Source organism: Burkholderia sp. SRS-W-2-2016 (genome assembly GCF_001931485.1).
In the GTDB taxonomy this organism is placed as follows: Bacteria; Pseudomonadota; Gammaproteobacteria; order Burkholderiales; family Burkholderiaceae; genus Paraburkholderia.
Genome location: NZ_MSDV01000001.1, coordinates 26194 through 47581, shown reverse-complemented (window position 1 = coordinate 47581; position 21388 = coordinate 26194). Strand labels below are relative to the sequence as shown.

At 62.6% G+C, this 21388-nt stretch carries 18 protein-coding genes; 11 read left to right on the top strand and 7 right to left on the bottom strand.

The window, feature by feature from the left end; translation table 11 throughout:
• Window positions 1–13 precede the first annotated feature (13 nt).
• The 5 genes from BTH42_RS00210 to dnaA all read right to left on the bottom strand — a co-directional run bounded on the left by BTH42_RS00210 (window position 14) and on the right by dnaA (window position 8137).
• A complete protein-coding gene (locus BTH42_RS00210) occupies window positions 14–1129 on the bottom strand; it encodes a hypothetical protein (protein WP_075294714.1) in 1116 nt (371 codons plus the stop codon).
• 104 nt (window positions 1130–1233) lie between these two features.
• Window positions 1234–2040: a serine protease gene (locus BTH42_RS00205; RefSeq protein ID WP_075294713.1), complete on the bottom strand. Its 807-nt coding sequence runs from the start codon at window positions 2038–2040 to the stop codon at window positions 1234–1236.
• Between the two features lie 366 nt (window positions 2041–2406).
• Window positions 2407–4878 carry a DNA topoisomerase (ATP-hydrolyzing) subunit B gene (gene gyrB / locus BTH42_RS00200; RefSeq protein ID WP_075294712.1) on the bottom strand — a complete coding sequence of 824 codons (2472 nt, stop codon included), beginning with the start codon at window positions 4876–4878 and terminating at the stop codon, window positions 2407–2409.
• Window positions 4879–4991: 113 nt separating this feature from the next.
• Window positions 4992–6095, bottom strand: a complete 1104-nt coding sequence (dnaN, locus tag BTH42_RS00195; RefSeq protein ID WP_075294711.1) for a DNA polymerase III subunit beta — start codon at window positions 6093–6095, stop codon at window positions 4992–4994.
• A gap of 446 nt (window positions 6096–6541) precedes the next feature.
• Window positions 6542–8137, bottom strand: coding sequence for a chromosomal replication initiator protein DnaA (dnaA, locus tag BTH42_RS00190; protein WP_075294710.1), 1596 nt, complete (start codon window positions 8135–8137; stop codon window positions 6542–6544).
• A gap of 383 nt (window positions 8138–8520) precedes the next feature.
• Here dnaA and rpmH point away from each other — a divergent pair, with 383 nt between their 5' ends.
• The 4 genes from rpmH to yidC all read left to right on the top strand — a co-directional run bounded on the left by rpmH (window position 8521) and on the right by yidC (window position 11188).
• Window positions 8521–8655, top strand: a complete 135-nt coding sequence (rpmH, locus tag BTH42_RS00185; RefSeq protein WP_004198824.1) for a 50S ribosomal protein L34 — start codon at window positions 8521–8523, stop codon at window positions 8653–8655.
• Between the two features lie 19 nt (window positions 8656–8674).
• Window positions 8675–9154 carry a ribonuclease P protein component gene (locus tag BTH42_RS00180; protein ID WP_075294739.1) on the top strand — a complete coding sequence of 160 codons (480 nt, stop codon included), beginning with the start codon at window positions 8675–8677 and terminating at the stop codon, window positions 9152–9154.
• 114 nt (window positions 9155–9268) lie between these two features.
• Window positions 9269–9499: a membrane protein insertion efficiency factor YidD gene (yidD, locus tag BTH42_RS00175; protein ID WP_075294709.1), complete on the top strand. Its 231-nt coding sequence runs from the start codon at window positions 9269–9271 to the stop codon at window positions 9497–9499.
• Between the two features lie 30 nt (window positions 9500–9529).
• Entirely contained in the window at window positions 9530–11188 is a 1659-nt protein-coding gene (gene yidC / locus BTH42_RS00170) for a membrane protein insertase YidC (protein WP_075294708.1), read from the top strand.
• 152 nt (window positions 11189–11340) lie between these two features.
• Here the strand turns inward: yidC and BTH42_RS00165 are convergent, their stop codons facing one another.
• The gene (locus BTH42_RS00165; RefSeq protein ID WP_075294707.1) at window positions 11341–11748 is read right to left on the bottom strand and encodes a transcriptional regulator; all 408 of its coding nucleotides are present in this window, start codon (window positions 11746–11748) and stop codon (window positions 11341–11343) included.
• 394 nt (window positions 11749–12142) lie between these two features.
• Here BTH42_RS00165 and mnmE point away from each other — a divergent pair, with 394 nt between their 5' ends.
• The 4 genes from mnmE to BTH42_RS35305 all read left to right on the top strand — a co-directional run bounded on the left by mnmE (window position 12143) and on the right by BTH42_RS35305 (window position 16826).
• On the top strand, window positions 12143–13537 hold the full coding sequence (gene mnmE / locus BTH42_RS00160) for a tRNA uridine-5-carboxymethylaminomethyl(34) synthesis GTPase MnmE (protein ID WP_075294706.1): 1395 nt from the start codon (window positions 12143–12145) through the stop codon (window positions 13535–13537).
• Between the two features lie 172 nt (window positions 13538–13709).
• Window positions 13710–14747, top strand: a complete 1038-nt coding sequence (dinD, locus tag BTH42_RS00155; protein WP_256701673.1) for a DNA damage-inducible protein D — start codon at window positions 13710–13712, stop codon at window positions 14745–14747.
• Between the two features lie 429 nt (window positions 14748–15176).
• The gene (locus BTH42_RS00150; protein WP_075294704.1) at window positions 15177–16418 is read left to right on the top strand and encodes an integrase arm-type DNA-binding domain-containing protein; all 1242 of its coding nucleotides are present in this window, start codon (window positions 15177–15179) and stop codon (window positions 16416–16418) included.
• Window positions 16419–16664: 246 nt separating this feature from the next.
• Window positions 16665–16826: a hypothetical protein gene (locus BTH42_RS35305; protein ID WP_178392095.1), complete on the top strand. Its 162-nt coding sequence runs from the start codon at window positions 16665–16667 to the stop codon at window positions 16824–16826.
• Window positions 16827–16909: 83 nt separating this feature from the next.
• On the opposite strand, the gene BTH42_RS00140 is transcribed toward BTH42_RS35305, so the two are convergent.
• Window positions 16910–17212 carry an ecotin precursor gene (locus BTH42_RS00140; RefSeq protein ID WP_075294702.1) on the bottom strand — a complete coding sequence of 101 codons (303 nt, stop codon included), beginning with the start codon at window positions 17210–17212 and terminating at the stop codon, window positions 16910–16912.
• Window positions 17213–17517: 305 nt separating this feature from the next.
• Here BTH42_RS00140 and BTH42_RS00135 point away from each other — a divergent pair, with 305 nt between their 5' ends.
• The 3 genes from BTH42_RS00135 to BTH42_RS00125 all read left to right on the top strand — a co-directional run bounded on the left by BTH42_RS00135 (window position 17518) and on the right by BTH42_RS00125 (window position 21374).
• Window positions 17518–19143 (top strand): methyl-accepting chemotaxis protein, encoded by a 1626-nt coding sequence (locus BTH42_RS00135; protein WP_075294701.1) that lies wholly within the window; start codon window positions 17518–17520, stop codon window positions 19141–19143.
• A gap of 75 nt (window positions 19144–19218) precedes the next feature.
• Window positions 19219–19683, top strand: a complete 465-nt coding sequence (locus BTH42_RS00130; protein WP_075294700.1) for a chemotaxis protein CheW — start codon at window positions 19219–19221, stop codon at window positions 19681–19683.
• On the top strand, window positions 19680–21374 hold the full coding sequence (locus BTH42_RS00125) for a protein-glutamate O-methyltransferase CheR (protein ID WP_075294699.1): 1695 nt from the start codon (window positions 19680–19682) through the stop codon (window positions 21372–21374). Before BTH42_RS00130 ends, BTH42_RS00125 begins: the two co-directional genes overlap by 4 nt.
• The last annotated feature ends 14 nt before the right edge of the window (window positions 21375–21388 follow it).

Below are 21388 nucleotides of genomic sequence, written 5' to 3'. Positions count from 1 at the left end.
ACCGCGCGGCTCCTCACGGTGGCAGCACGCTGGTGAGTGCGTCGTAGAGACCTTGAGCTGTTCTCCTGACATCGCCACGCGACGCATTCGTCATGATTTGCGTGATGGAACTGTAGGGCAAGAACTGCTCCGAAACCATCGTCCTCAGTTCGCCATCCACTACCGTGTGTTCAAGCGCGGCGCCTAGCCATCGCTCAGGTAGCGGATGCAGCGCATTTGGGTTGTGGACGAGAACAGTTCCCTGCCGCCAAGTTTCAACTGGCCATTCGCTATCGCCGACTTCGTACACGAATGGACGCGGAAGCGTTGCGTTCGGGTCATGACGATAGCAGGAGCCCCAACGAAGCATCCGAACCCCTCTAGTCCTGTACTGACCTTGGTGTCCCATGCGGTTGAACTTTGCCAACGTGCCCGCGTTGGAGAACAGCACCGCAGAGATATGCTCCGCATCCTCCTGCTGGAAAAATCCAGACGGAATGCGTTTGGCGCCTTCTCTGTGCTCGCCGAGGCTATGGCTTTGAATGACAAGGTTGCCATCTTCGTCATGCCACCAAGTCTGCCCAAGCCCGTAGAGGTATCGCACCAGCGGAACATCCGATGTCATCAGTGCTCCGGCCGTGTGGAAGTCCTGTATCGCAAGTATCAATGGCTTACCGGCGACATGCGGTAGCTCCCAATACTTCTTGTTGAGCTTGGTGAACAGTGGGCTTCCGAGCCTGATTGGGATGGTGTGCTCAAGTTGCTCGGCGGCTTCCTGCAGTGACCTGGCGTCGGGAACAGCGTCGTAAGGTTGGATGCTGCCGTTCCCTCGCGGGTTCGCGGTGACCGCCTCGACGACTGCGGTGACCTCATCTTTTATGACGAGAAAATCTGGCCGGTCGACGCTCCGGTCCAACTCGTGGCCAGCATCTGCCAGCATCACCGAAAGAAAGAACTCAAAGGTCCGGGCATCGAGCGCAAAAGTCTGAAATTGCTCCACGAAGTTTCCGTCCGGGTCGACGAACTCGCGTTGCAATTCTCGTATGAGCTGTCGGGCCGGCGAATAACCGGGGAGGTCTCTCAACGCTTTGTATTGCGGATGCAGTTCGCTTTCTGGCCGACCCAAGTCAGCAAACAAGTCGATGGCCATTAAGTACGCTCCCGCTGGTTGCCTCCGGTGCAGGCGAATCGCCAGTCTAGCCCAAACGAGACGTCAATCAACTAAGGTCAGCAGACTATGCGAGCCGGCTGCAATCAGTTAGGGGCTTGGGGCGTCCTGCCGAGAAACTCAAGCGGGTTGAGGCCGATAGCGATGGTGCAACCAGATGGCACGCGTGTTCGGCCATCGGTTCCGTATTCAACGGCGGTCATGGCGCGCTGAGAAAGTATCCCGATGGCCTCGCCCCCCTCATTGAACACTGGGCCGCCGCTGGCGCCGGGATGCATTGCGTTGTCGATATACATGACATCGCATTCGAGGGTTCCGAGACCAGAGACTGTCGTCACTATCCGCCTGAGGTTGCCGATATGCCCTTGCTTGATGAGCGGGCCCGTCATGTCGGCCATGTAGCCCTTGTCCATGGCTGCCTTGAATTCGGCGGCGCCCTTTGTCTCTGGCAAGAGTAGTCGGTCGATGTCGAACGGGAGGCGCAACTCTTCAGAATAGCCTGCCAGGAATACGCGCTGGCCAAGTCGCGGCGTATCCCCAAGCACGACCGGTATCCGAGGAACCTCCGTCGGAAACGGCTCCTTCGGATTCAGCATCGCGATGTCCAGCTGGACCGGCTGCGAAAATCCCGGGACTTCTATGTTCATGGAGCAAAGCTGGACCGCATACTCTGCGACCGGCAAACCCTGGAACTTGCAGAATATTTTTAGCGCCGGGTCGATGTAATCGCTGTGCCGAATCGGGAACCGCCCGGTGACGACGTGCGCGGCCGTAATCACCTGACCGTTCGGAAGAAACGCAAAGCCTGAGCCCTCGCTGATTTTCTCGTCGTCAAGGAAGACCGTGACAGAGCAGCACGCGGGTGAGATTCGATTGTAGAGTTCTTCGAGCATGAGGCATTCATAAGTGAGAGTTCAGGCTTCGTCTGGCGGCGTGGACTGAAGTCGTGCCACGCGGCTGCGCTCGCCACCGTCAACGATTGCCGAGATTCTTCCCGCGGCTGGCATTGCGCCTCGCACGCATCTGCTCTACGAAGCGCGCGTTAGCACTGGGCACCTCCGGTGCGGGCTTCTGCGGCGGAGCGGCAGGCGCTGGAACGATGATAGGTCCGCTCTGAATGCCCAGCGCTTCGGCCTGTGGTGGGCGTAGGACAACTCGATGGATTGTTCGTAACTCTTGGCTATCAATGAAAAAGACCCATAAATTTCTCAACTTATGGGTCCGTTTTTCTCAGGGTATGCGTCTATCTACACCCACCCTCAAACATCAATATTCCCCGCCCGCAACGCATTCGACTCAATAAACGCCCTTCTCGGCTCCACATCATCCCCCATAAGCGTAGTAAAGATCCCATCAGCCGCAATAGCATCCTCAATCTGCACCCGCAGCAGTCTACGCACAGTCGGATCCATAGTAGTTTCCCAAAGCTGCTCAGGATTCATCTCACCGAGACCCTTATAGCGCTGCTTGGACATATTCCGCTCAGCATCGGCAAGCAGCCACTTCATAGCGCTCTTGAAGTCGGTAACAGCCATACTCCGCTCGCCGCGCTTGATAACAGCCCCCGCCCCAATCAAACCCTTAAACGTATTAGCCGTATTAACAAGCTGCTGATAATCCGCGGTCAACTGAAAATCTTCATCGATCACAGAAATCTTCTGATTGCCATGATGCGTACGCGCGACGCGCAGCGAGCGCAGCTCCCGCACCGGGTCATACATTGTCGTAACGTAAACCTCAGGCTTCAGCGCGTCATCACGCAGCTTCGCCTCGAGCGCGCGAGCCGAAGCCTCGGCCGCCTGCTCGCTGGACAGGTCGACAGCGACACCATCCATCACCGCCTCGAGCGCACCCGCGTCATACAGCCGGCTCAACCGGTCCACCACCGCCTGCGCCAGCAGATAAGCCCGCGCGAGCTCACCGAGCGCATCGCCGGTAATCGGCGTCGCGCCTTCACCCGACACCAGCTCCGAGCCCTGCAGCGCCAGCCGCAGAATATGCGCATTCACCTCCGACTCATCCTTCAGATACCGCTCGTCCTTACCTGCCTTGATCTTGTACAGCGGCGGCTGCGCGATATAGATGTAGCCGCGCTCGATCATCTCCGGCATCTGCCGGTAGAAGAACGTCAGCAACAGGGTCCGGATGTGCGCGCCGTCGACGTCAGCATCGGTCATGATGATGATGCGGTGATAGCGCAGCTTGTCGAGGTTGTAGTCTTCCTTGCCGATCCCGCAGCCGAGCGCCGTGATCAGCGTGACGATCTGCTCGGACGACAGCAGCTTGTCGTAGCGCGCCTTCTCGACGTTCAGCACCTTGCCGCGCAGCGGCAAGATCGCCTGAAACTTCCGGTCACGCCCCTGCTTCGCCGAGCCACCCGCCGAGTCGCCCTCGACGATATAGATCTCCGACTTCGCCGGATCCTTCTCCTGGCAGTCCGCGAGCTTGCCCGGCAGACCGACGCCGTCGAGCACGCCCTTGCGGCGCGTCATCTCGCGCGCCTTGCGGGCCGCGTCGCGCGCCCGCGCCGCGTCGACGATCTTGCTGCAGATGATCTTCGCGTCGTTCGGCGTTTCGAGCAGGAATTCCTCGAGCGCCTTCGCGACCACTTCTTCCACCGGCGCGCGCACTTCCGACGACACCAGCTTGTCCTTCGTCTGCGAGCTGAACTTCGGCTCCGGCACCTTCACCGACAGCACGCACGACAGCCCTTCACGCATGTCGTCGCCCGAGGTCTCGACCTTCGCCTTCTTCGCGACTTCGTGATCGGCGATGTACTTGTTCAGCACCCGCGTCATCGCCGCGCGCAGACCCGTGAGGTGCGTGCCGCCGTCGCGCTGCGGAATGTTGTTGGTAAAGCACAGCACGTTTTCGTTGTAGCTGTCGTTCCACTGCATCGCCACTTCCACGCCGACGCCGTCTTTCTCGCCGATGATGTGGAAAATAGTCGGGTGCAGCACGGACTTGTTCTTGTTGATGTACTCGACAAAGCCCTTCACGCCGCCGACGAACGCGAAATCCTCTTCCTTGCCCGAGCGCTGATCCAGCAAACGAATCCGCACGCCGTTATTGAGGAACGACAGTTCGCGAATCCGCTTCGCCAGAATGTCGTAGTGGTATTCGACGTTGCCGAAGATCGTCTCGTCGGCCATGAAATGCACTTCGGTGCCGCGGTTTTCGGTGTCGCCGGTCACCAGCATCGGCGAAGTCATCACGCCGTCGATCTCTTCGAGCACGCGATTCTGCGGCACGCCACGGTGAAATTCCATGAAGTGCTTCTTGCCGTCGCGGCGCACGGTCAGGCGCAGCCACGCGGACAGCGCGTTCACGCACGACACGCCCACGCCGTGCAGGCCGCCCGACACCTTGTAGCTGTTCTGGTCGAACTTGCCGCCGGCGTGCAGCTCGGTCATCACGATTTCGGCGGCGCTGCGCTTCGGATCGTGCTTGTCGTCCATCTTCAGGCCGGTCGGCACGCCGCGGCCGTTGTCGGTGATCGAGATCGAGTTATCCGCGTGGATGATCACCTGGATGTCGTTGCAATGCCCGGCGAGCGCTTCGTCGATCGAGTTGTCGAGCACTTCGAACACGAGGTGGTGCAAACCGGTGCCATCCGATGTATCCCCGATGTACATCCCAGGACGCTTGCGCACCGCCTCCAGACCTTCGAGGATCTGAATGGACGAGGCGCCGTAGCTGTTATCGGGCTGCGTATTGTTCGTTTCAGTCATGGATTTTTCCGGTTCTGCATTACTGCGAAGTTGCTGCTCTGGACTTTTCAAAACGCCATAAAAACGCCAAAGGGGCGCTGCGCCCCTTGGTGTTTTTCTTGGTGATAGACGCGTCAGATGCGCATCGGCATCACCACGTATTTGAATTCATCGTTCTCGGGAATCGTGATCAGTGCGCTGGAGCTGGCGTCGCCGAGGCTCACTTCCAGCATGTCGACCTTCAGGTTCGCGAGCACGTCGAGCAGATACGTGACGTTGAACCCGATATCGACGCTGTCGCCGGTGTAGGCGATTTCCAGTTCTTCCTGCGCCTCTTCCTGATCGGCGTTGGTCGACATGATCTTCAACTGGCCCGGCTCGATGATGCAGCGCACGCCCTTGAATTTGTCCGAGGTCAGAATCGCCGCGCGTTGCAGCGAGCGCTGCAGTTCTTCGCGGCCAATCAGGAATTTGTTCTTGTGCGACTTCGGAATCACGCGCTGGAAGTCGGGGAACTTGCCTTCCACGAGCTTCGAGACCAGTTCGACCTGGCCGAACGTGAACTTCACCTGGGTTTGCGCGATGTCGATCTTCAGCGTGTCGTCGATGTCTTCGAGCAGGCGCTGCAGTTCGAGAATCGTCTTCCGCGGAATGATCACTTCCTGGCGCGCGAACGAGCCTTCGATCTTCATCGACGAAAACGCCAGACGGTGGCCGTCGGTCGCGACCGCCATCAGCTGGTCGCCGTCCACCACCAGCAGCATGCCGTTCAGGTAGTAGCGGATGTCCTGCTGGGCCATCGAGAAATGGACCATGCCGAGCAGCTGGCGGAACGTCTTTTGCGGAACCACGAGGCTCGCGCCGTAGTCTTTAGCCTGTGCGACGGTCGGGAACTCGTCCGCGGCGAGCGTTTGCAGCGCGAAGCGGCTCTTGCCGGACTGCACGGTCAGACGCTTGTCGTTCAACGTGAGCGTGACCTGCCCGTCGGGCATCGCGCGCAGAATGTCGAGGAGCTTGCGGGCCGCCACCGTGGTTGCAACCGAGTCGTTGCCCACGCCAAAGTCGGCGCGCGTGGTGATCTGCAACTCGAGGTCGGTCGACAGGAACGACACGTCGGGGCCGTTCTTGGTGATCAGCAAATTGGCGAGGATCGGCAGCGTATGGCGGCGTTCGACGATGCCGCTCACAGTTTGCAGCGGCCTGAGGAGGTTATCGCGTTCGGTCTTGACCAGTTGCATAGGGTTCCTTCGTTGATATAACGGCCTGCACGCCTGATGTGACAAGCATTTCCAGCGTGCAGCCACGGCTCCCCGCCGGCGCCACGCTAGCGCCCGTCACGGCGTGAAATCCGCCCGCGGCCGCCGGGCGGTTAAACCTGTATTGTGCCTGAAAACGGGACCGCCTCACTAAATTGGGGGCGAGTTCGGGAATAAACAGGTCGATTTTGCGGTGCGGAATCGGGGTGGTTGGAGGCGGGTTACCGGTGCTGCGAAGCGCGGCGCGAGCGGCGGCCAATCTGAAGCGCGGTTTTCGATCTGCCACCGCTTCGGTTTCGCCTTTTTCGCCAGGACTCCTATTTGGTTCAGACGCATTTCGAGCCGCCCGTTCCTGCTGACTTCTCCTGCGCCCTACCGCTTCGCCAGCCTTTTCCGGCCAACTTCCGCCAACTCCACGGCTTCCCCGCTTAGCCCTTCAGCGTCTGCTCCAGAACGTGCAGCTCGTGGTTCAGCTGCGCGTCCTTGCTGCGCTCGTCGGCGATCTTGCGCACCGCGTGCAGCACCGTCGTGTGGTCGCGCCCGCCGAACAGCTCGCCGATTTCCGGCAGACTCTTCTGCGTCAGTTCCTTGGCCAGATACATCGCGATCTGGCGCGGCCGCGCGATGTTCGCCGGACGCTTCTTCGAATACATATCCGCGACCTTGATGCTGTAGAAATCGGCAACGGTCTTCTGGATGTTTTCCACCGAAATCTGCCGGTTCTGCACCGTCAGCAGGTCTTTCAGCGCTTCTTTCGTCAGCTCGATCGTGATTTCGCGGCCGTGGAACTTCGAGTACGCGAGGATCTTGCGCAGCGCGCCTTCGAGTTCACGCACGTTCGAGCGCAGATGCTTCGCGACGAAGAACGCGACGTCCTCGTTCAGGCTCACGAATTCCGATTGCGCCTTGCGCATCAGAATCGCGACGCGCATTTCCAGCTCGGGCGGCTCGATCGCCACCGTCAGGCCGGAGTCGAAGCGCGAGATCAGGCGGTCGTCGATACCCGAAATTTCCTTCGGATACGTATCGCTGGTGATGATCACCTGCGCCTTGTTCGCGACCAGCGCCTCGAACGCGTAGAAGAATTCCTCTTGCGTACGCGACTTGCCGGAGAAGAACTGAATATCGTCGATCAGCAGCAGGTCGAGCGAGTGGTAGTAGCGCTTGAAGTCATCGAACGCCTTGCGCTGGTACGCCTTCACCACGTCCGACACGTACTGTTCCGCGTGGATATAGCGGATCCGCGCGCCGGGCTTGTCCATCAACAGCTGGTTGCCGATCGCGTGGATCAGGTGGGTCTTACCGAGACCCACGCCGCCATACAGGAACAGCGGGTTGTACGAAATGCCCGGGTTATCGGCGACCTGGATCGCCGCTGCGCGCGCCAGCTGGTTCGCCTTACCGGTCACGAAGTTGTCGAAGGTCAGCACCGGGTTCAGCTTCGAGCGCTCGTACATCGAGTCGTTCTCGCCGGCCGCGGGCGCGCCCGCGCCTTGGCCCGGGCGCCACGTGCGACGCGCGGCGGCGGCTTCGTGGGCGTCGAGGCTCGGCAGATCGAGGTCGGCGGCGTCATCGGCCGCGGCGCGCGGGTTCCCGTGTTGCGCGGCAGCGGCTGCCGCGGCGCCCATCGGATTGGAGCGCGCGAGGTGCGCAGCCTGCACCGCGCCGACGGCTGCATCGACGGCCGCTGCGCCACCCGCGTGGTGACCCTGGGGAGCCGCCGATGTCGCGCGCACAGGCGCCGGAGCCGGCGCGGCTGCGGCGCCGCGCATCCCGGCCTTCGGGTCCAGCACGAATTGCACGTCGATCGGGGCCTGCCAGAAATCGCGGGCCATATCCGCGATGCGGCCGGAGAACTGGCTCTTGACCCAGTCGAGCTTGAAGCGGTTCGGCGCGGCGATGCTCAACGTGTTCGCATCGGCGTCGAAGGCGACCGGGGCCAATGGTTTGATCCACGTCACGTACTGCTGGGGCGTAAGCTCACGCTCTAGCAATGCGGAACAGTGTTGCCAGAATTCGTTCATCAAGATGCTGTCGTTATGGTGTGCACGGAGCTCGCCGCTGCCCCTGTCGCGAGCGCGCAACAAGGCCCTGAGCAGCCAGGCGTAAACGCCCCAGGCGCTTGTGCCACAAGGGTTTGCGGGACAAACGTGCCGGAGCGACGTGCAACATTTTTGGGAAGTAAGGCGAGATTCTAACGCCAAAACGGAGTCGCCAGTGAGTTATCCACAGGGACCGATCACCTGCCCGGACACGCACGCGCGCTTCCCGATCCAGGCTAAACTATTGACGGCCAACGAAAAACCAGCTTAAATAGCGGGTTCCGCGAAAACCAATTTCAGTAAACCACCGGCCATTGCGCTTTCAGCGATGATCGCGCGGTTTTTTTCGATCAAGTGAGAGCAACATGAAACGTACTTACCAACCTTCCGTTACCCGTCGCAAGCGCACCCACGGCTTCCGCGTCCGTATGAAGACCGCTGGTGGCCGCAAGGTCATCAACGCACGTCGCGCGAAGGGCCGCAAGCGCCTCGCGATCTAAGGCGAGCGGATTGCGCGCTGTGACCGAAGCCCGCGGCGAAGCGGGAACGGCCGGGGCGCAGCAACCGGGCTCGGTTCCGTTGCCAGCGCAAGCCGCCTTCCCCAAAGCCGCAAGGCTGCTAAAAACGGATGAATTTTCATCCGTTTTTCGTTTGCGGCCCTGGCGCCGTACCGCGCACTTCGTTGTGTACGGTCGGCCCACCGGCAATGAGGCGCGACTTGGCCTCGTGATCGGCAAGAAGTACGCGCCGCGCGCGGCCACGCGGAATCTGGTACGCCGGATCGCGCGCGAGTCGTTCCGGCTGCGGCGCGCCGAGTTCGACGGTTGGGATGTGCTGCTGCGCCTGCATACGCGGTTCGACAAAAAGGCTATGCCGAGTGCGTCGTCGCCGCCGTTGAAGGCGCTGTGCCGCAGCGAAATCGAGGCGTTGCTCGACAAGGCAGCGCGCGAAATTACCCGTCGTCAGGCGCCCCCCGCGGAAGCGCCGAGGACGGAATGACGCAGGGATCGCCGCACCCTTCCGACGCAATTCAGGTTGCGCCGGCAGTTTCCGGGGTGCGGACGTCGCCCGGTACTCCACGTTGTTGCGCGGCGCCCTCCGGCCGCACCTGCCATGCAAACGGTACTCTTCGCTTTATTGCGTTTTTACAAGCTCGCCATCAGCCCCATGCTTGGCGACCGGTGCCGTTTTTACCCTTCCTGTTCTGATTACGCGCGCGAGGCAATCCAGTATCATGGCGCCGCGCGCGGGACTTATCTCGCCGTGAGGCGTGTTTGCCGCTGTCACCCGTTTTCCGCGGGCGGCATCGATCTCGTCCCGCCACCCACTTCTGAAAAGCGCTGACGCGCCGTTCCATCGACACTGAGACAACGCATGGATATCAAACGCACCGTCCTATGGGTCATCTTTTTCATGTCAGCTGTCATGCTGTTCGACAACTGGCAACGCGACCACGGACGCCCGTCGATGTTCTTCCCGAGCACGACGCCGACCCAGACCACGGGCAGCGCCGCACCGGGAACCACGACGCCGGGAACCCAGCCGGCCGATCTGCCGGCCACCAACGCAGCAGCGCCTGGCAACGCGCCGGCCGCCACGCAATCGCAACTGGTCAAGTTCAGCACCGACGTCTATAGCGGCGAAATCGACACCCGGGGCGGCACGGTGTCGCGCCTGTCGCTGCTGAAGGAAGGCGACGGCAAGCAGCCGGATCTCGTGATCACGCTGTTCGACCGGACCAACAATCACACCTATCTCGCCCGCACGGGTCTGCTCGGTGGCGATTTCCCGAATCACAACGACGTCTTCACGCTGATGCCGAATCAGCCGACCCAGTTGGCGGATGGTCAGAACTCGTTCCAGATGAGCTTCGAGTCGCCGGAAAAGGGCGGCCTGAAAGTCATCAAGACGTATACGTTCACGCGCGGCAGCTATGTGATCGGCGTCGAGACGAAGGTCCAGAACGTCGGCACCACGGCGGTGACGCCGCAGGTCTATATGGAACTGGTGCGCGACGACCAGCCGGTCGAAACGCCGCGTTTCTCGCACACGTTCATCGGCCCGGCTGTCTATACGAACGAGCATCACTTCCAGAAGATGACGTTCAGCGACCTCGACAAGAACAAGGAAGATTTCGCGAAGACGGCCAACGACGGCTGGGTCGCGATGGTCCAGCACTACTTCGCGTCGGCGTGGATTCCGCAGGACGGCGTGAAGCGTGACTACTACGCCGAGAAGATCGATCCGTCGCTGTATCGAGTGGGTTTGAAGCAGGCGCTGCCGACGATCCAGCCGGGTCAGACGGTTAGCGTCAGCGCGCGCCTGTTCGCCGGTCCGGAAGAAGAGAAGATGCTCGCCGGCATCGCCCCGGGCCTCGATCTGGTGAAGGACTACGGGATGGTCACGATCATCGCGAAGCCGCTGTTCTGGCTGCTGTCGAAGATCCACAGCTATGTCGGCAACTGGGGCTGGTCGATCGTGCTGCTCACGCTGCTGATCAAGGCGGTGTTCTTCCCGCTGTCGGCCGCGAGCTACAAGTCGATGGCGCGCATGAAGGTGATCACGCCGCGTATGCAGGCGTTGCGCGAGCGCTTCAAGGGCGATCCGCAGAAGATGAACGCGGCGCTGATGGAGCTGTACAAGACCGAGAAGGTCAATCCGTTCGGCGGCTGTCTGCCGGTGCTGATCCAGATTCCGGTGTTCATCTCGCTGTACTGGGTGCTGCTGTCGTCGGTGGAAATGCGCGGTGCGCCGTGGATCTGGTGGATTCAGGATCTGTCGCAGCAGGACCCGTACTTCATCCTGCCGGTGCTGATGGCCGTGTCGATGTTCCTGCAGACCAAGCTGAACCCGACGCCGCCGGACCCGGTTCAAGCCAAGATGATGATGTTCATGCCGATCGCGTTCTCGGTGATGTTCTTCTTCTTCCCGGCCGGTCTGGTGCTGTACTACGTGGTGAACAACGTGCTGTCGATCGCGCAGCAGTACTACATCACGCGGATGATGGGCAAGTCGAAGGTCAAGCCGGCCTAAGGCCCGGTCCCTCGCGGCGGCTCGTTCCATCGCCGCCGCGACGCTCGCTGCAAACAAAAAGCCGCCCGGTGCGAACCGGGCGGCTTTTTTACTTGGTGCGGCTGAAATAGCGTGGCGGCGCTAGAGTGAGCCGCGCGGTATCTTCAAGTTGCTTACTCTTCGTCGGCGTCTTCGCCGTAGAAGCGCACGATCATTTCCTCGACCAGGGTCCGGTCTTTCGGCGTCAGCGACGCAATTTTAGATGCGAGTTCGATCGTTTCCGGAGTCGGCGGATACTTTTCGCCGCGTGCCATCGGCCGCGCGTTGGTGCCGGGCGACGGTCCGTAATGAAGCCAGTGCTCGTTGACGTTCAACCACTCGGCGAGCGTGCGCAGCTTGTCGGGCTTCGGAATCGTCGTGCCCTTGATCCACTTGTGCGCGGTTTGCGGTGTCACTGGACGGTCGCCGTGGTAACGGAGATTGAACTGCTCGGAAAGTGCGGTTCCGCCGCGAATCTTCAGCGGCTCGAGCAGATCATTCAGCCTCTTGGCGAACGCAGCTTTTTCTTTGACGGTTGGCATGGGCCAGATTGTGCAATTCAACGTCAAACCAGTTGACAACCGGGCAAGCGCGTATTTTGCTTATTTGAGATAGTTTTAGCTTGCAGAGCGCGCCGGGCAACGCATTGCCAGAAATCGGTTTTTTTCATCTTTTTATTGTCTGGCTTGCGTTTGCTCAAAGTGGAGTGCATTTTGAGCATGAATCGTCTGGGGAAATGATGGTAGTAATCCTAGCTTGTCTAGGATAAATCCTATTTCGTCCGAAAGTGGTCTGAGCGCCGGCGCCGGCTGGATCGCGTCGGTTTCGAGCGCCATTGCATTTGAGATGCGCGCGTTACAATGCGTCGCGCTTCGGTCGCGGATGTTCCCGCCCGGTGCCGCCCTCCTCTCCCCCTCGTGTTTTTGCCGGACTTCCATGCTTACGACCGACTCCGATCCCATCGTCGCCATTGCCACCGCGCCCGGCCGGGGAGGCATCGGCGTAGTGCGGATTTCGTTCGGCCGCGCCGGCGAGGCGGCCGCGCAGCCGCTGATGCAGGCGCTCACCGGTCAGACGCTCGCGCCGCGCCACGCGAGCTACGTGCCATTTCTCGATGCGAGCGGCAACCCGCTCGATCGCGGCATCGCGCTGTACTTTCCGGCGCCGCATTCGTATACAGGCGAGCACGTGCTGGAACTGCAGGGGCACGGCGGGCCGGTCGTGCTGCAACTGGTGCTGCAGCGCTGTATCGATGCCGGTCGCGCGTTCGGTCTGCGGCTTGCCGAGCCCGGTGAGTTCACGCGTCGCGCGTTTCTGAACGACAAGCTCGATCTGGCGCAGGCCGAAGCGGTCGCCGATCTCATCGAGGCGAGCACCGAGGCCGCCGCGCGTTCGGCTGGCCGCTCGCTCGACGGCGCGTTCTCGCGCGACATTCACGCGCTGGTCGAAGAGGTGATCACGCTGCGGATGCTGGTCGAAGCGACGCTCGACTTTCCCGAAGAGGAAATCGACTTCCTCGAAGCCGCCGACGCGCGCGGCAAGCTCGCGCGGATTCGCGAGCGCCTCGCGCTCGTGCTGAGCGAGGCGCGCCAGGGCGCGTTGCTGCGCGAGGGGTTGTCGGTCGTGCTCGCGGGGCAGCCGAACGTCGGCAAGTCGTCGCTGCTCAATGCGCTGGCCGGCGCGGAGCTCGCGATCGTCACGCCGATCGCCGGCACGACGCGCGACAAGGTCGCGCAGACGATCCAGATCGAAGGCATTCCGCTGCATGTGATCGATACGGCCGGGTTGCGCGAGACCGAGGACGAGGTCGAGAAGATCGGCATTGAGCGCACGTGGGGCGAGATCGAGCGTGCGGACGTGGTGCTGCATCTGCTCGACGCGCGCACCGGCATGACCGCCGACGACGAAACCATCGCCGCGCGTTTCCCGCGTGCGGTGCCGGTCGTGCGGGTGCTGAACAAAACCGATCTGACCGGGCTCGCGCCGGCGACCCAGGCGCTCGATGCCGATCTCGAACTCAGCGAGGTGCGGTTGTCGGCGAAACAGGGCGCCGGCGTTTCGTTGCTGCGCGACGAGTTGCTGCGCATCGCTGGATGGCAGGCGGGCGCGGAGAGCGTGTACCTCGCGCGCGAGCGGCATCTGATTGCGCTGCGCGCGGCCGAAGAACACCTGGCGACCGCCGCCGCGCACGCGGAACAGAACGCTCAGGCGCTCGATCTGTTCGCCGAGGAATTGCGGCTCGCGCAGGATCAGCTGAACTCGATTACTGGGGAGTTCAGTTCGGATGATCTGCTGGGGGTGATTTTTAGTCGGTTTTGTATTGGCAAATAAGCAACTGGCAAACGACGCGCAACGCGCAGAACACCATACCTCCGAGTAAGCGACCGCGACTCAGGTCGTCCGGGCCAAGCGCTCGACCGCGGTCGTCGCCCGTTTCGTAGGCACGCACAAAAGTCGTGAGCGCGCGCTCGCCGGACGAACCTGTCTGGGCGCTGCGCCATCCGTGACGCTCGCGGACGACGCGCAGCCGGCGGGTCTGCTCAAAAGCGGCACGTTCACCCACTGTGCAACGATGGACGCCGTGTCCAGCGTTCGCCGTTCGGCCTACCTCGATACCTGTATAAAAAGACAGTATTCCGCTTTAAAATTGCCGGTAACTGCTGCCAACTGGCGGCCATCCACTGCGCGGAGGGTATCAGTGACAAACAGCAACGCGCTAGAAGCCGGTCATCATCGGACCTTCGAAAGCATCAGGCAGATCGACGACAGCGGCTCGGAGTTCTGGTTTGCTCGTGACCTCGCGCCGCTGCTCGACTATTCGCAATGGCGCAACTTCCTGCCGGTGCTCGATAAGGCGCGGGAAGCCTGCCGTCAGAGCGAACAACCGGTGGAAGACCATTTTGCGGAGATGCGCAAAATGGTCGGCATCGGTTCCGGTGCGCAACGCCCGATCGATGACGTATGCCTGTCTCGCTATGCCTGCTACCTGATCGTCCAGAATGGTGACCCATCGAAGCCGGTGATCGCTAACGGGCAAACCTACTTCGCGCTGCAGACACGCCGCCAGGAACTCGCCGACGATGCGAAGTTTGCCCAGCTCAGCGAGGACGAGCGGCGTCTTGCGATTCGCAACGAATTGGTGACGCACAACAAGCACCTGGCCGCGGCCGCCAGGGATGCAGGGGTCGAGACGCCAATCGACTACGCGATCTTTCAGGACCACGGCTACAAAGGTTTGTACGGCGGCCTTAGCAGCAAGGAAATCCACACGAAGAAAGGCCTGAAAAAGAGCCAGAAGATCCTCGACCACATGGGCAGCACGGAACTCGCGGCCAATCTGTTCCGTGCAACTCAGACCGAGGAGAAACTACGGCGCGACGACATCCTGGGTAAACAGCGCGCGAATCAAACGCATTTTGCGGTGGGCCAAAAGGTGCGGCAAACGATTCAGGAACTGGGCGGAACGATGCCCGAAAAATTGCCTACGCCTGAGACGAGTATTCAGCAGATCGAGCGAACCCAGAAGAAGTTGCCGAAATAGTGCCGTCTCGACGGCTGCGGGATTACGCATGCCCAGCAGCTCTGCCGACAATGTCGAGTCGCCACGGTTTGGCGAACACGCCGATCACGCCCAAACGATTGGGAAGACGATGGTAAGGACGGAAACGTTATCTAATGAGGGCACCTTGAGGAACCCGAGTCACCTTGAGTTTTAGCCTCTATTTAGGTACGCAAAAAATTCTTGATGACGATTAATCCAATTTAGAAAAGGACTTGGAATATATTTCAAGGTTATGAGTCAGCCGTCATGCTGGCGCTCAGCCGGCCCAGCAGCACCACGAACAAATAAATAACCGACCTCCCCGCACGCTCAACTCACCGCCCCACCTACTCCAAATCCACCGAATCTTTGGTACACAGCCCGGCGCAAGCATTAAAATCGCCGCACTCCGCACCCAAGGTCCCCCGCATGCCCCGCCTCGCCACTCCCCTCACCGAATCCCAGGTCCGCGCACTCGAACCGCGCGCGACCCGCTACTGCATCGCCGATGGCAACGGCCTCGTGATCGAGGTGATGACGACCGGCAGCAAGATCTGGCGCTTCCGCTACACGCTGAACGGCAAACGCCAGCCGCTTGCGACGATCGGCGATTACCGGATGATTTCGCTGCGCGTCGCGCGCGCAAAGGCGCAAAAGTACGCGGCGATGGTCGCCCAGGGCATCTCGCCGGTCGCCACCGCGCGCCGCGACCGCGGCGCCGAAAGCAAGGCCGACGTGCTGCGCGAGGCCGCCGAGCTGTATCTGGCGACCGCGCTGGCCGGCAAATCCGACGAATACCGCCGCACCACCCGCCGCGCGCTCGACAAAGACGTGCTGCCGGCGATCGGCAACAAGCCGATCGGCGCGGTCAGCGCCGACGACATCGTCGCGATTTGCGAACGCATCAAGCGGCGCGGCTCGCCGAAGATGGCCCTGCATACGCGCAACGTCGTCAAGCGCCTGTACGTATATCTGATCGCGCGCCAACTCGCGACGAGCAACCCCGCGCAAATCGTCCCGGCGCGCTCGATCGCAACGTTCGACAGCCGCACCCGCGTGCTGTCCGGCGCCGAGATCGGCGTCACGCTGCGCACGATCGACACCTCGAACATCCGCCGGCCGCTGAAGCTCGCGCTGCACCTGCTGGTGCTGACGATGGCGCGCAAGTCCGAGCTCGTGGACGCGAAGTGGGCCGAATTCGATTTAGACCGGGCGCGCTGGACGATCCCCGCCGCGCGCCTGAACGCGGGCGAGCGAGCGCGGGCGGACCGCGTCGTCTACCTGTCGCGCCAGGCGCTCACGCTGCTGCGCGAGTTGCAGCGCGACCGGGCCAGCGACAACTACCTGTTCCCAAGCGTGCGCGGCGACGACCGGCCGATCGCGAAAAGCACGCTGAACCAGGCGGTCAAGGCTCTGGGGCTCGACGTGGAGCACTTCGTGCTGCATGACTTCCGTCGCACTGCGTCGACACATCTGCGCGAGCTGGGGCAGCAGGCGGACGCCCGCGACGCGACGCACAGCGCAGCCGAAACGAAAGCCAAGACGCAAACCGAAGCGCAAACCGAAGCAACCACTGAAGCCACGCGCCAGCATCGCCTGCTTCAGAGTTGGGCGGACTTTGTCGATAGCCAGATAGAAGCCGCGCGGCACGCCGCGCACGGGGCGGCCTGACGGCATCGAGATGGGTTTTGGCGTGATCCGCCGTTCGCGCGGACACGGCCCACGGATTGGTACACAGGCCGAAAATACGTCGCCTTAAACCCAATCATAAAAAGGAAAAATCACCAGAAAAACAGGTTTCGAAACCACCGCCAAAACGCGTCGCAGCCGCTTCAAGCGACCGCTTCACATCGTCGTTCTATCCCCGCTTCCATCGCCTACACTGAGAGATGGATGCAAGCCGATACGGAGGTTCCGATGTCTGAATCGCTGCTCGCCTATTTGATGGGACCTGCCGTCATGATCGTGATCGGCCTGGCCATCTGGATGACGTCGCGTCATCGCGACCCGTCCCAGCCACCGAAGCTCGAGCGCTGGCTCGATACGCATTACGCGGAGTGGCTGCATCACAGGCATTAGCCAGTACCCCGAATTGAAAAGGCCGTCGCGAGAGGCGACGGCCTTTTTGTTTGCGCGCGGTTCGTCCGCAGCGGCTCAATCCATTACCAGCCCGGCTGCGGTTGCGGCGGCTGCGCGTAACCGTACTGTCCCGGCGGCGGCGCCCCGCAGGCGACATACGCACGCCGGTAATCGTCGTAGCAATATCCGGGCGGCGGGGCCGCGTAGGCCGGCTGCTGATAAGCGACCACCGGTGCCGGGTTCAGCACGGAACTGACCACCGCGCCGAGCACCGCGCCGCCGATCAGCGCGCCGACCACGTCGCCGCCGCCATGTCCGTGCGCGGACGCCTGGCCCGCCATCGTCAAACTACCCGCCATTACCAACGCTACTGCGATCTTTTTCATATTTAGCTCCTGCCGTTCAGGCATGGAACGAATTCTGAGCCACTCGTGGGGAAATAGATGCTGCAGTTGGTAACCGCTGATTAACTATGTAACAGGCACATAACAAATCGCCGCCGGAAGCCCGTGTTTGCCCGTAATGCACACGATTTTGCCTTCTATTCCGTGCAAGACACCGTTGCTATCCATGTAGAATTCGCCGCTGGAGCCATCGGATTTGTCCGATGAACAGAAAAGCACCGACCCGACGATCCGGTCCAACGGGGACCGATACGGGGGACGAGGCAAGGTCAGGCAGGGGGCAGCGCGTGAAACAATGGACCATCCGGCAACGGATTCTTTGCAGCTTCGGGATCGTGCTGATCGTGATGCTGGTCATGGCGGTCGTCACCTTCGAGCAGCTGGGCGCGATCGATCACGATGCGAAGAGTCAGCAGGAAGACTCGATGCCCGGCCTCTATTACGCGACCGCGATGCGCGCGGCCTGGTTCGAGAACTACTCGACCACCCAGCGTCTGCTGTTCGTCGACGCGGACGCCGACTCGATCAAACGCGACACCGCGCGTCTGCAGGAGACCCAGCAGACCCTGCAAAAGCTCTTCAACGACTACGGCGCCACCGTTTTCCGCGCGTCCGACCGCGAACTTTTCAACGAATTCCGCCAGTTCCACGCGCAGTACACGCCGCTCCAGGCGACGCTGCTGGATAACCTGCCGGCCTCGCGCGAGAACGCCACGCGCATCTTCAACACGCAGCTCACGCCGATCTGGGAAAGCGGCCGGGTGATCGTGCGCAAGCTGGTCGAAGGCAACAAGGGTTACGCGGATCAGTCGGCCGAAAGCATTCGCAACTCGGTCGAGGCCACCCGCATCGTGCTGCTGGTGATGCTGCTGCTCGCCGCGATCGTCGCGGTGCTGGCCGGCTACTGGCTGCTGCGCGCGGTCACCGTGCCGATGGCGAAGGTGCTGCAGGTGGTCGACGTGATGCGCACCGGCGATCTGACCCAGCGTCTGCAACTGAACCGTTCCGACGAAATCGGCGCGCTCGAGTCGGGCTTTAACCGGATGACCGACGAGCTGACCGCGCTGGTCGGCCAGGCGCAGAAATCGGCGGTGCAGGTGACCACGTCGGTGACCGAAATCGCCGCGACCTCGCGCGAACAGCAGGCCACCGCGAACGAAACCGCCGCGACCACCACCGAAATCGGCGCAACCTCTCGCGAGATCTTCGCGACCTCGCGCGACCTGCTGCGCACGATGAACGAGGTGTCTGAAGTGGCGGGCCAGTCGGCCGCGCTCGCCGGCACCGGCCACGCGGGGCTCGCGCGCATGGAGGAAACCATGCGCCACGTGATGGAGGCGGCCGGCTCGGTCAACGCGAAACTCGCGATCCTCAACGAGAAAGCCAGCAACATCAACCAGGTCGTCGCGACGATCACCAAGGTCGCGGATCAGACCAACCTGCTGTCGCTGAACGCGGCGATCGAAGCGGAAAAAGCTGGCGAATACGGCCGCGGCTTCGCGGTCGTCGCGACCGAAATCCGCCGTCTCGCCGACCAGACCGCGGTCGCGACCTACGACATCGAACAGATGGTCAAGGAAATCCAGTCGGCGGTCGCCGCCGGCGTGATGGGGATGGACAAGTTCTCCGAGGAAGTGCGCCGCGGCATGCACGACGTGCAGAACGTCGGCGGCCATCTGACCCAGATCATCGAGCAGGTGCAGCAGCTCGCGCCGCGTTTTTCGATGGTCAACGAAGGGATGCAGACCCAGGCGACCGGCGCCGAGCAGATCACCCAGGCGCTGACGCAGCTGTCGGAGGCCGCGCAGCAGACCGCCGAATCGCTGCGTCAGTCGACCCAGGCGATCGACGATCTGACTCACGTCGCCAACAGTCTGCGCACCGGCGTGTCGCGCTTCAAGGTCGCGGCATGAGGGCGTCGCGCCGGTCGTCCGGTTCGTCGTCCGGTTCGTCGCCGCCCGCCTGAGTCACGCTTCGCGCCCCCGCCGATGCTCTTCATTCTCTTCACGCTCGACAACGAACGCTACGTGATCGACGCGACGCAGGTGGAGCGGATGATGCCGCTCGACCCGCGCACGCCGCCGAAGACGATCCCCGGCGCGCCGGCGTGGGTCGCCGGCGTGCTCGAACACGACGGCGCGCCGCTGCCGCTGATCGACGTCCCCGCGCTCGCGCTCGGCCGCCCGGCCGCGCAACTGATGTCGACCCGCATGGTGCTGGTGCGCTATCCGCACGCGGGCCGCGTGCGCTTGCTCGCGCTGCTGCTCGAAGGCGCGACCCGCACGATTCGTCTGGAACCCGAAGCATTTCACGCGACCGGCATCGACACCCCGCACGCGCGCTATCTCGGTCCGGTCGCGAGCGAAGCGGGCGGCCTCGTACAGTGGATCCGCGTCGAACAACTGTTGCCCGCCGACGTCCAGGCATTGCTGTTTCCCGAGGCGCACGCATGAACGCGCATCACGACAACGCCGCGCTCTACCGCCACTTCACCGGCCTGCTGCACCGGACGATGGGACTCGACGCGAGTTCGCTCGGTCATCGTTCGATCGAACGCGCGGTCGATCAGCACGCGAGCGCATGGTGCGCGGACGGTCACGTCGACGCGACGCTCGCCGATTACTGGAACGCGGTGCAGACCTCGCCCGCGCTGCTGCAGGCGCTGGTCGAAACGCTGACCGTGCCGGAGACCTGGTTCTTCCGCGACGCCGACGCATTCCGCGCGCTCGCTCGGCTCGCGCACGAGCGTCTGAACGAACGGCTGCGCACGCGCGGTCACGCGACGCCGCTGCGGATTCTGAGCCTGCCCTGCTCGACCGGCGAAGAGCCGTACACGATCGCGATGGCGCTGCTCGATGCGGGGCTCGACGCCGCGCAGTTCCGCATCGACGCGATGGACATCAACGAGCGTTCGCTCGCGCTCGCGCAGCGCGCGCACTACGGACGCAACTCGTTTCGCGGCAACGCACTCGCGTTTCGCGACGCGCACTTCAGCCGCACCGACGAAGGCTGGCAGCTCGCGCCGAGGATCGTCGACACGGTGCGCTTTGCGCACGCGAATCTGATGCAACTCGATGCCGCCGCGCTCGGCGTCTACGACTTCGTGTTTTGCCGCAACGTGCTGATCTATTTCGATCGCGAGACCCAGCAGATCGCGTTGCAGGCACTCGACAGCGTGCTCGCCGACACCGGCACGCTGTTCGTCGGGCCGGCCGAAACCGGCTTGCTGATGCGCTACGGGATGCAGTCGGCGAAGATTCCGCTCGCGTTCGCGTTTCATCGCGCGCCGCCGGGCAGCACGCAGGCGAACTGCTGGCACACCGCGCCGCTCGCCAGCGCCGCCGCCCTTGCGCTGACGCCGCCGCCCGCGCTGGCGCTCGCCCCGGCGCCGGTGTACGCGGCCGAGCCGTTCGCGTGGCCCGATCCGGTTGCGCGTGGAGCGGGCGATACGACGACGGGGGCCGTGCCGTTCGTCGGCTGCACGCCACCGTGGGGCGGGCTGCCGGCGGCACCGTCTTCGTCGCTCGCGCAAACGCAGTCGCCGCCGCAAACATCGCAAACATCACAAGCGCCGCAGGCACAGCGCGCGCCCATGTCGTTCGGTGCGCCGTCTCGCGCGTGGCCTCACACCGGCGGCGGCACGCATGGCAACGCGGCGCTCAACGGTGCAGCGGGCGCGGCGGCCGGCGCATCGTTCGGAGCCCGAAATCATGCGCGCGGCGGCAACGCATTAAACGCCACACACAATCCCACCGGTATCGCCGCGCCGAACCCTACGTCGAACTACACCGCGAACGCGGCGAATGCGCCGAACGCACCCATCGCCGCCGCGCGCGACACGCTGCGCACCGCGCACCAGCTCGCGGACGCCGGCCGTCTCGACGAAGCCGCCGCCGCGGTCAACGCGTATCTCCAACAACATCCGCCGCACGCGGACGCGTTCTACCTGCTCGGCGTGCTCGCCGATGCGAACGGCGAGACCAACATCGCGCGCGGCCAGTATCGCAAGGCGCTATATCTCGATCCGCAGCACGCGGAAGCGCTCGCGCATCTGGCCACGCTGCTCGAACTCGAAGGCGATCGCGACGGCGCGCGTTTGCTGATGCAACGCGCGTCGCGCGCGCAGGGAGCGACCCGTGCGTGAGGATCGCGTGAGCA

Coding starts and splice junctions, on each gene's coding strand:
- rpmH (WP_004198824.1), top strand. CDS start 8,521: ATGAAACGTACTTACCAACCTTCCGTTACCCGTCGCAAGCGCACCCAC.
- dnaA (WP_075294710.1), bottom strand. CDS start 8,137: ATGAACGAATTCTGGCAACACTGTTCCGCATTGCTAGAGCGTGAGCTT.
- BTH42_RS00150 (WP_075294704.1), top strand. CDS start 15,177: ATGCCCCGCCTCGCCACTCCCCTCACCGAATCCCAGGTCCGCGCACTC.
- BTH42_RS35305 (WP_178392095.1), top strand. CDS start 16,665: ATGTCTGAATCGCTGCTCGCCTATTTGATGGGACCTGCCGTCATGATC.
- BTH42_RS00125 (WP_075294699.1), top strand. CDS start 19,680: ATGAACGCGCATCACGACAACGCCGCGCTCTACCGCCACTTCACCGGC.
- BTH42_RS00205 (WP_075294713.1), bottom strand. CDS start 2,040: ATGCTCGAAGAACTCTACAATCGAATCTCACCCGCGTGCTGCTCTGTC.
- BTH42_RS00165 (WP_075294707.1), bottom strand. CDS start 11,748: ATGCCAACCGTCAAAGAAAAAGCTGCGTTCGCCAAGAGGCTGAATGAT.
- dnaN (WP_075294711.1), bottom strand. CDS start 6,095: ATGCAACTGGTCAAGACCGAACGCGATAACCTCCTCAGGCCGCTGCAA.
- gyrB (WP_075294712.1), bottom strand. CDS start 4,878: ATGACTGAAACGAACAATACGCAGCCCGATAACAGCTACGGCGCCTCG.
- mnmE (WP_075294706.1), top strand. CDS start 12,143: ATGCTTACGACCGACTCCGATCCCATCGTCGCCATTGCCACCGCGCCC.
- BTH42_RS00210 (WP_075294714.1), bottom strand. CDS start 1,129: ATGGCCATCGACTTGTTTGCTGACTTGGGTCGGCCAGAAAGCGAACTG.
- yidD (WP_075294709.1), top strand. CDS start 9,269: ATGCAAACGGTACTCTTCGCTTTATTGCGTTTTTACAAGCTCGCCATC.
- BTH42_RS00130 (WP_075294700.1), top strand. CDS start 19,219: ATGCTCTTCATTCTCTTCACGCTCGACAACGAACGCTACGTGATCGAC.
- BTH42_RS00140 (WP_075294702.1), bottom strand. CDS start 17,212: ATGAAAAAGATCGCAGTAGCGTTGGTAATGGCGGGTAGTTTGACGATG.
- yidC (WP_075294708.1), top strand. CDS start 9,530: ATGGATATCAAACGCACCGTCCTATGGGTCATCTTTTTCATGTCAGCT.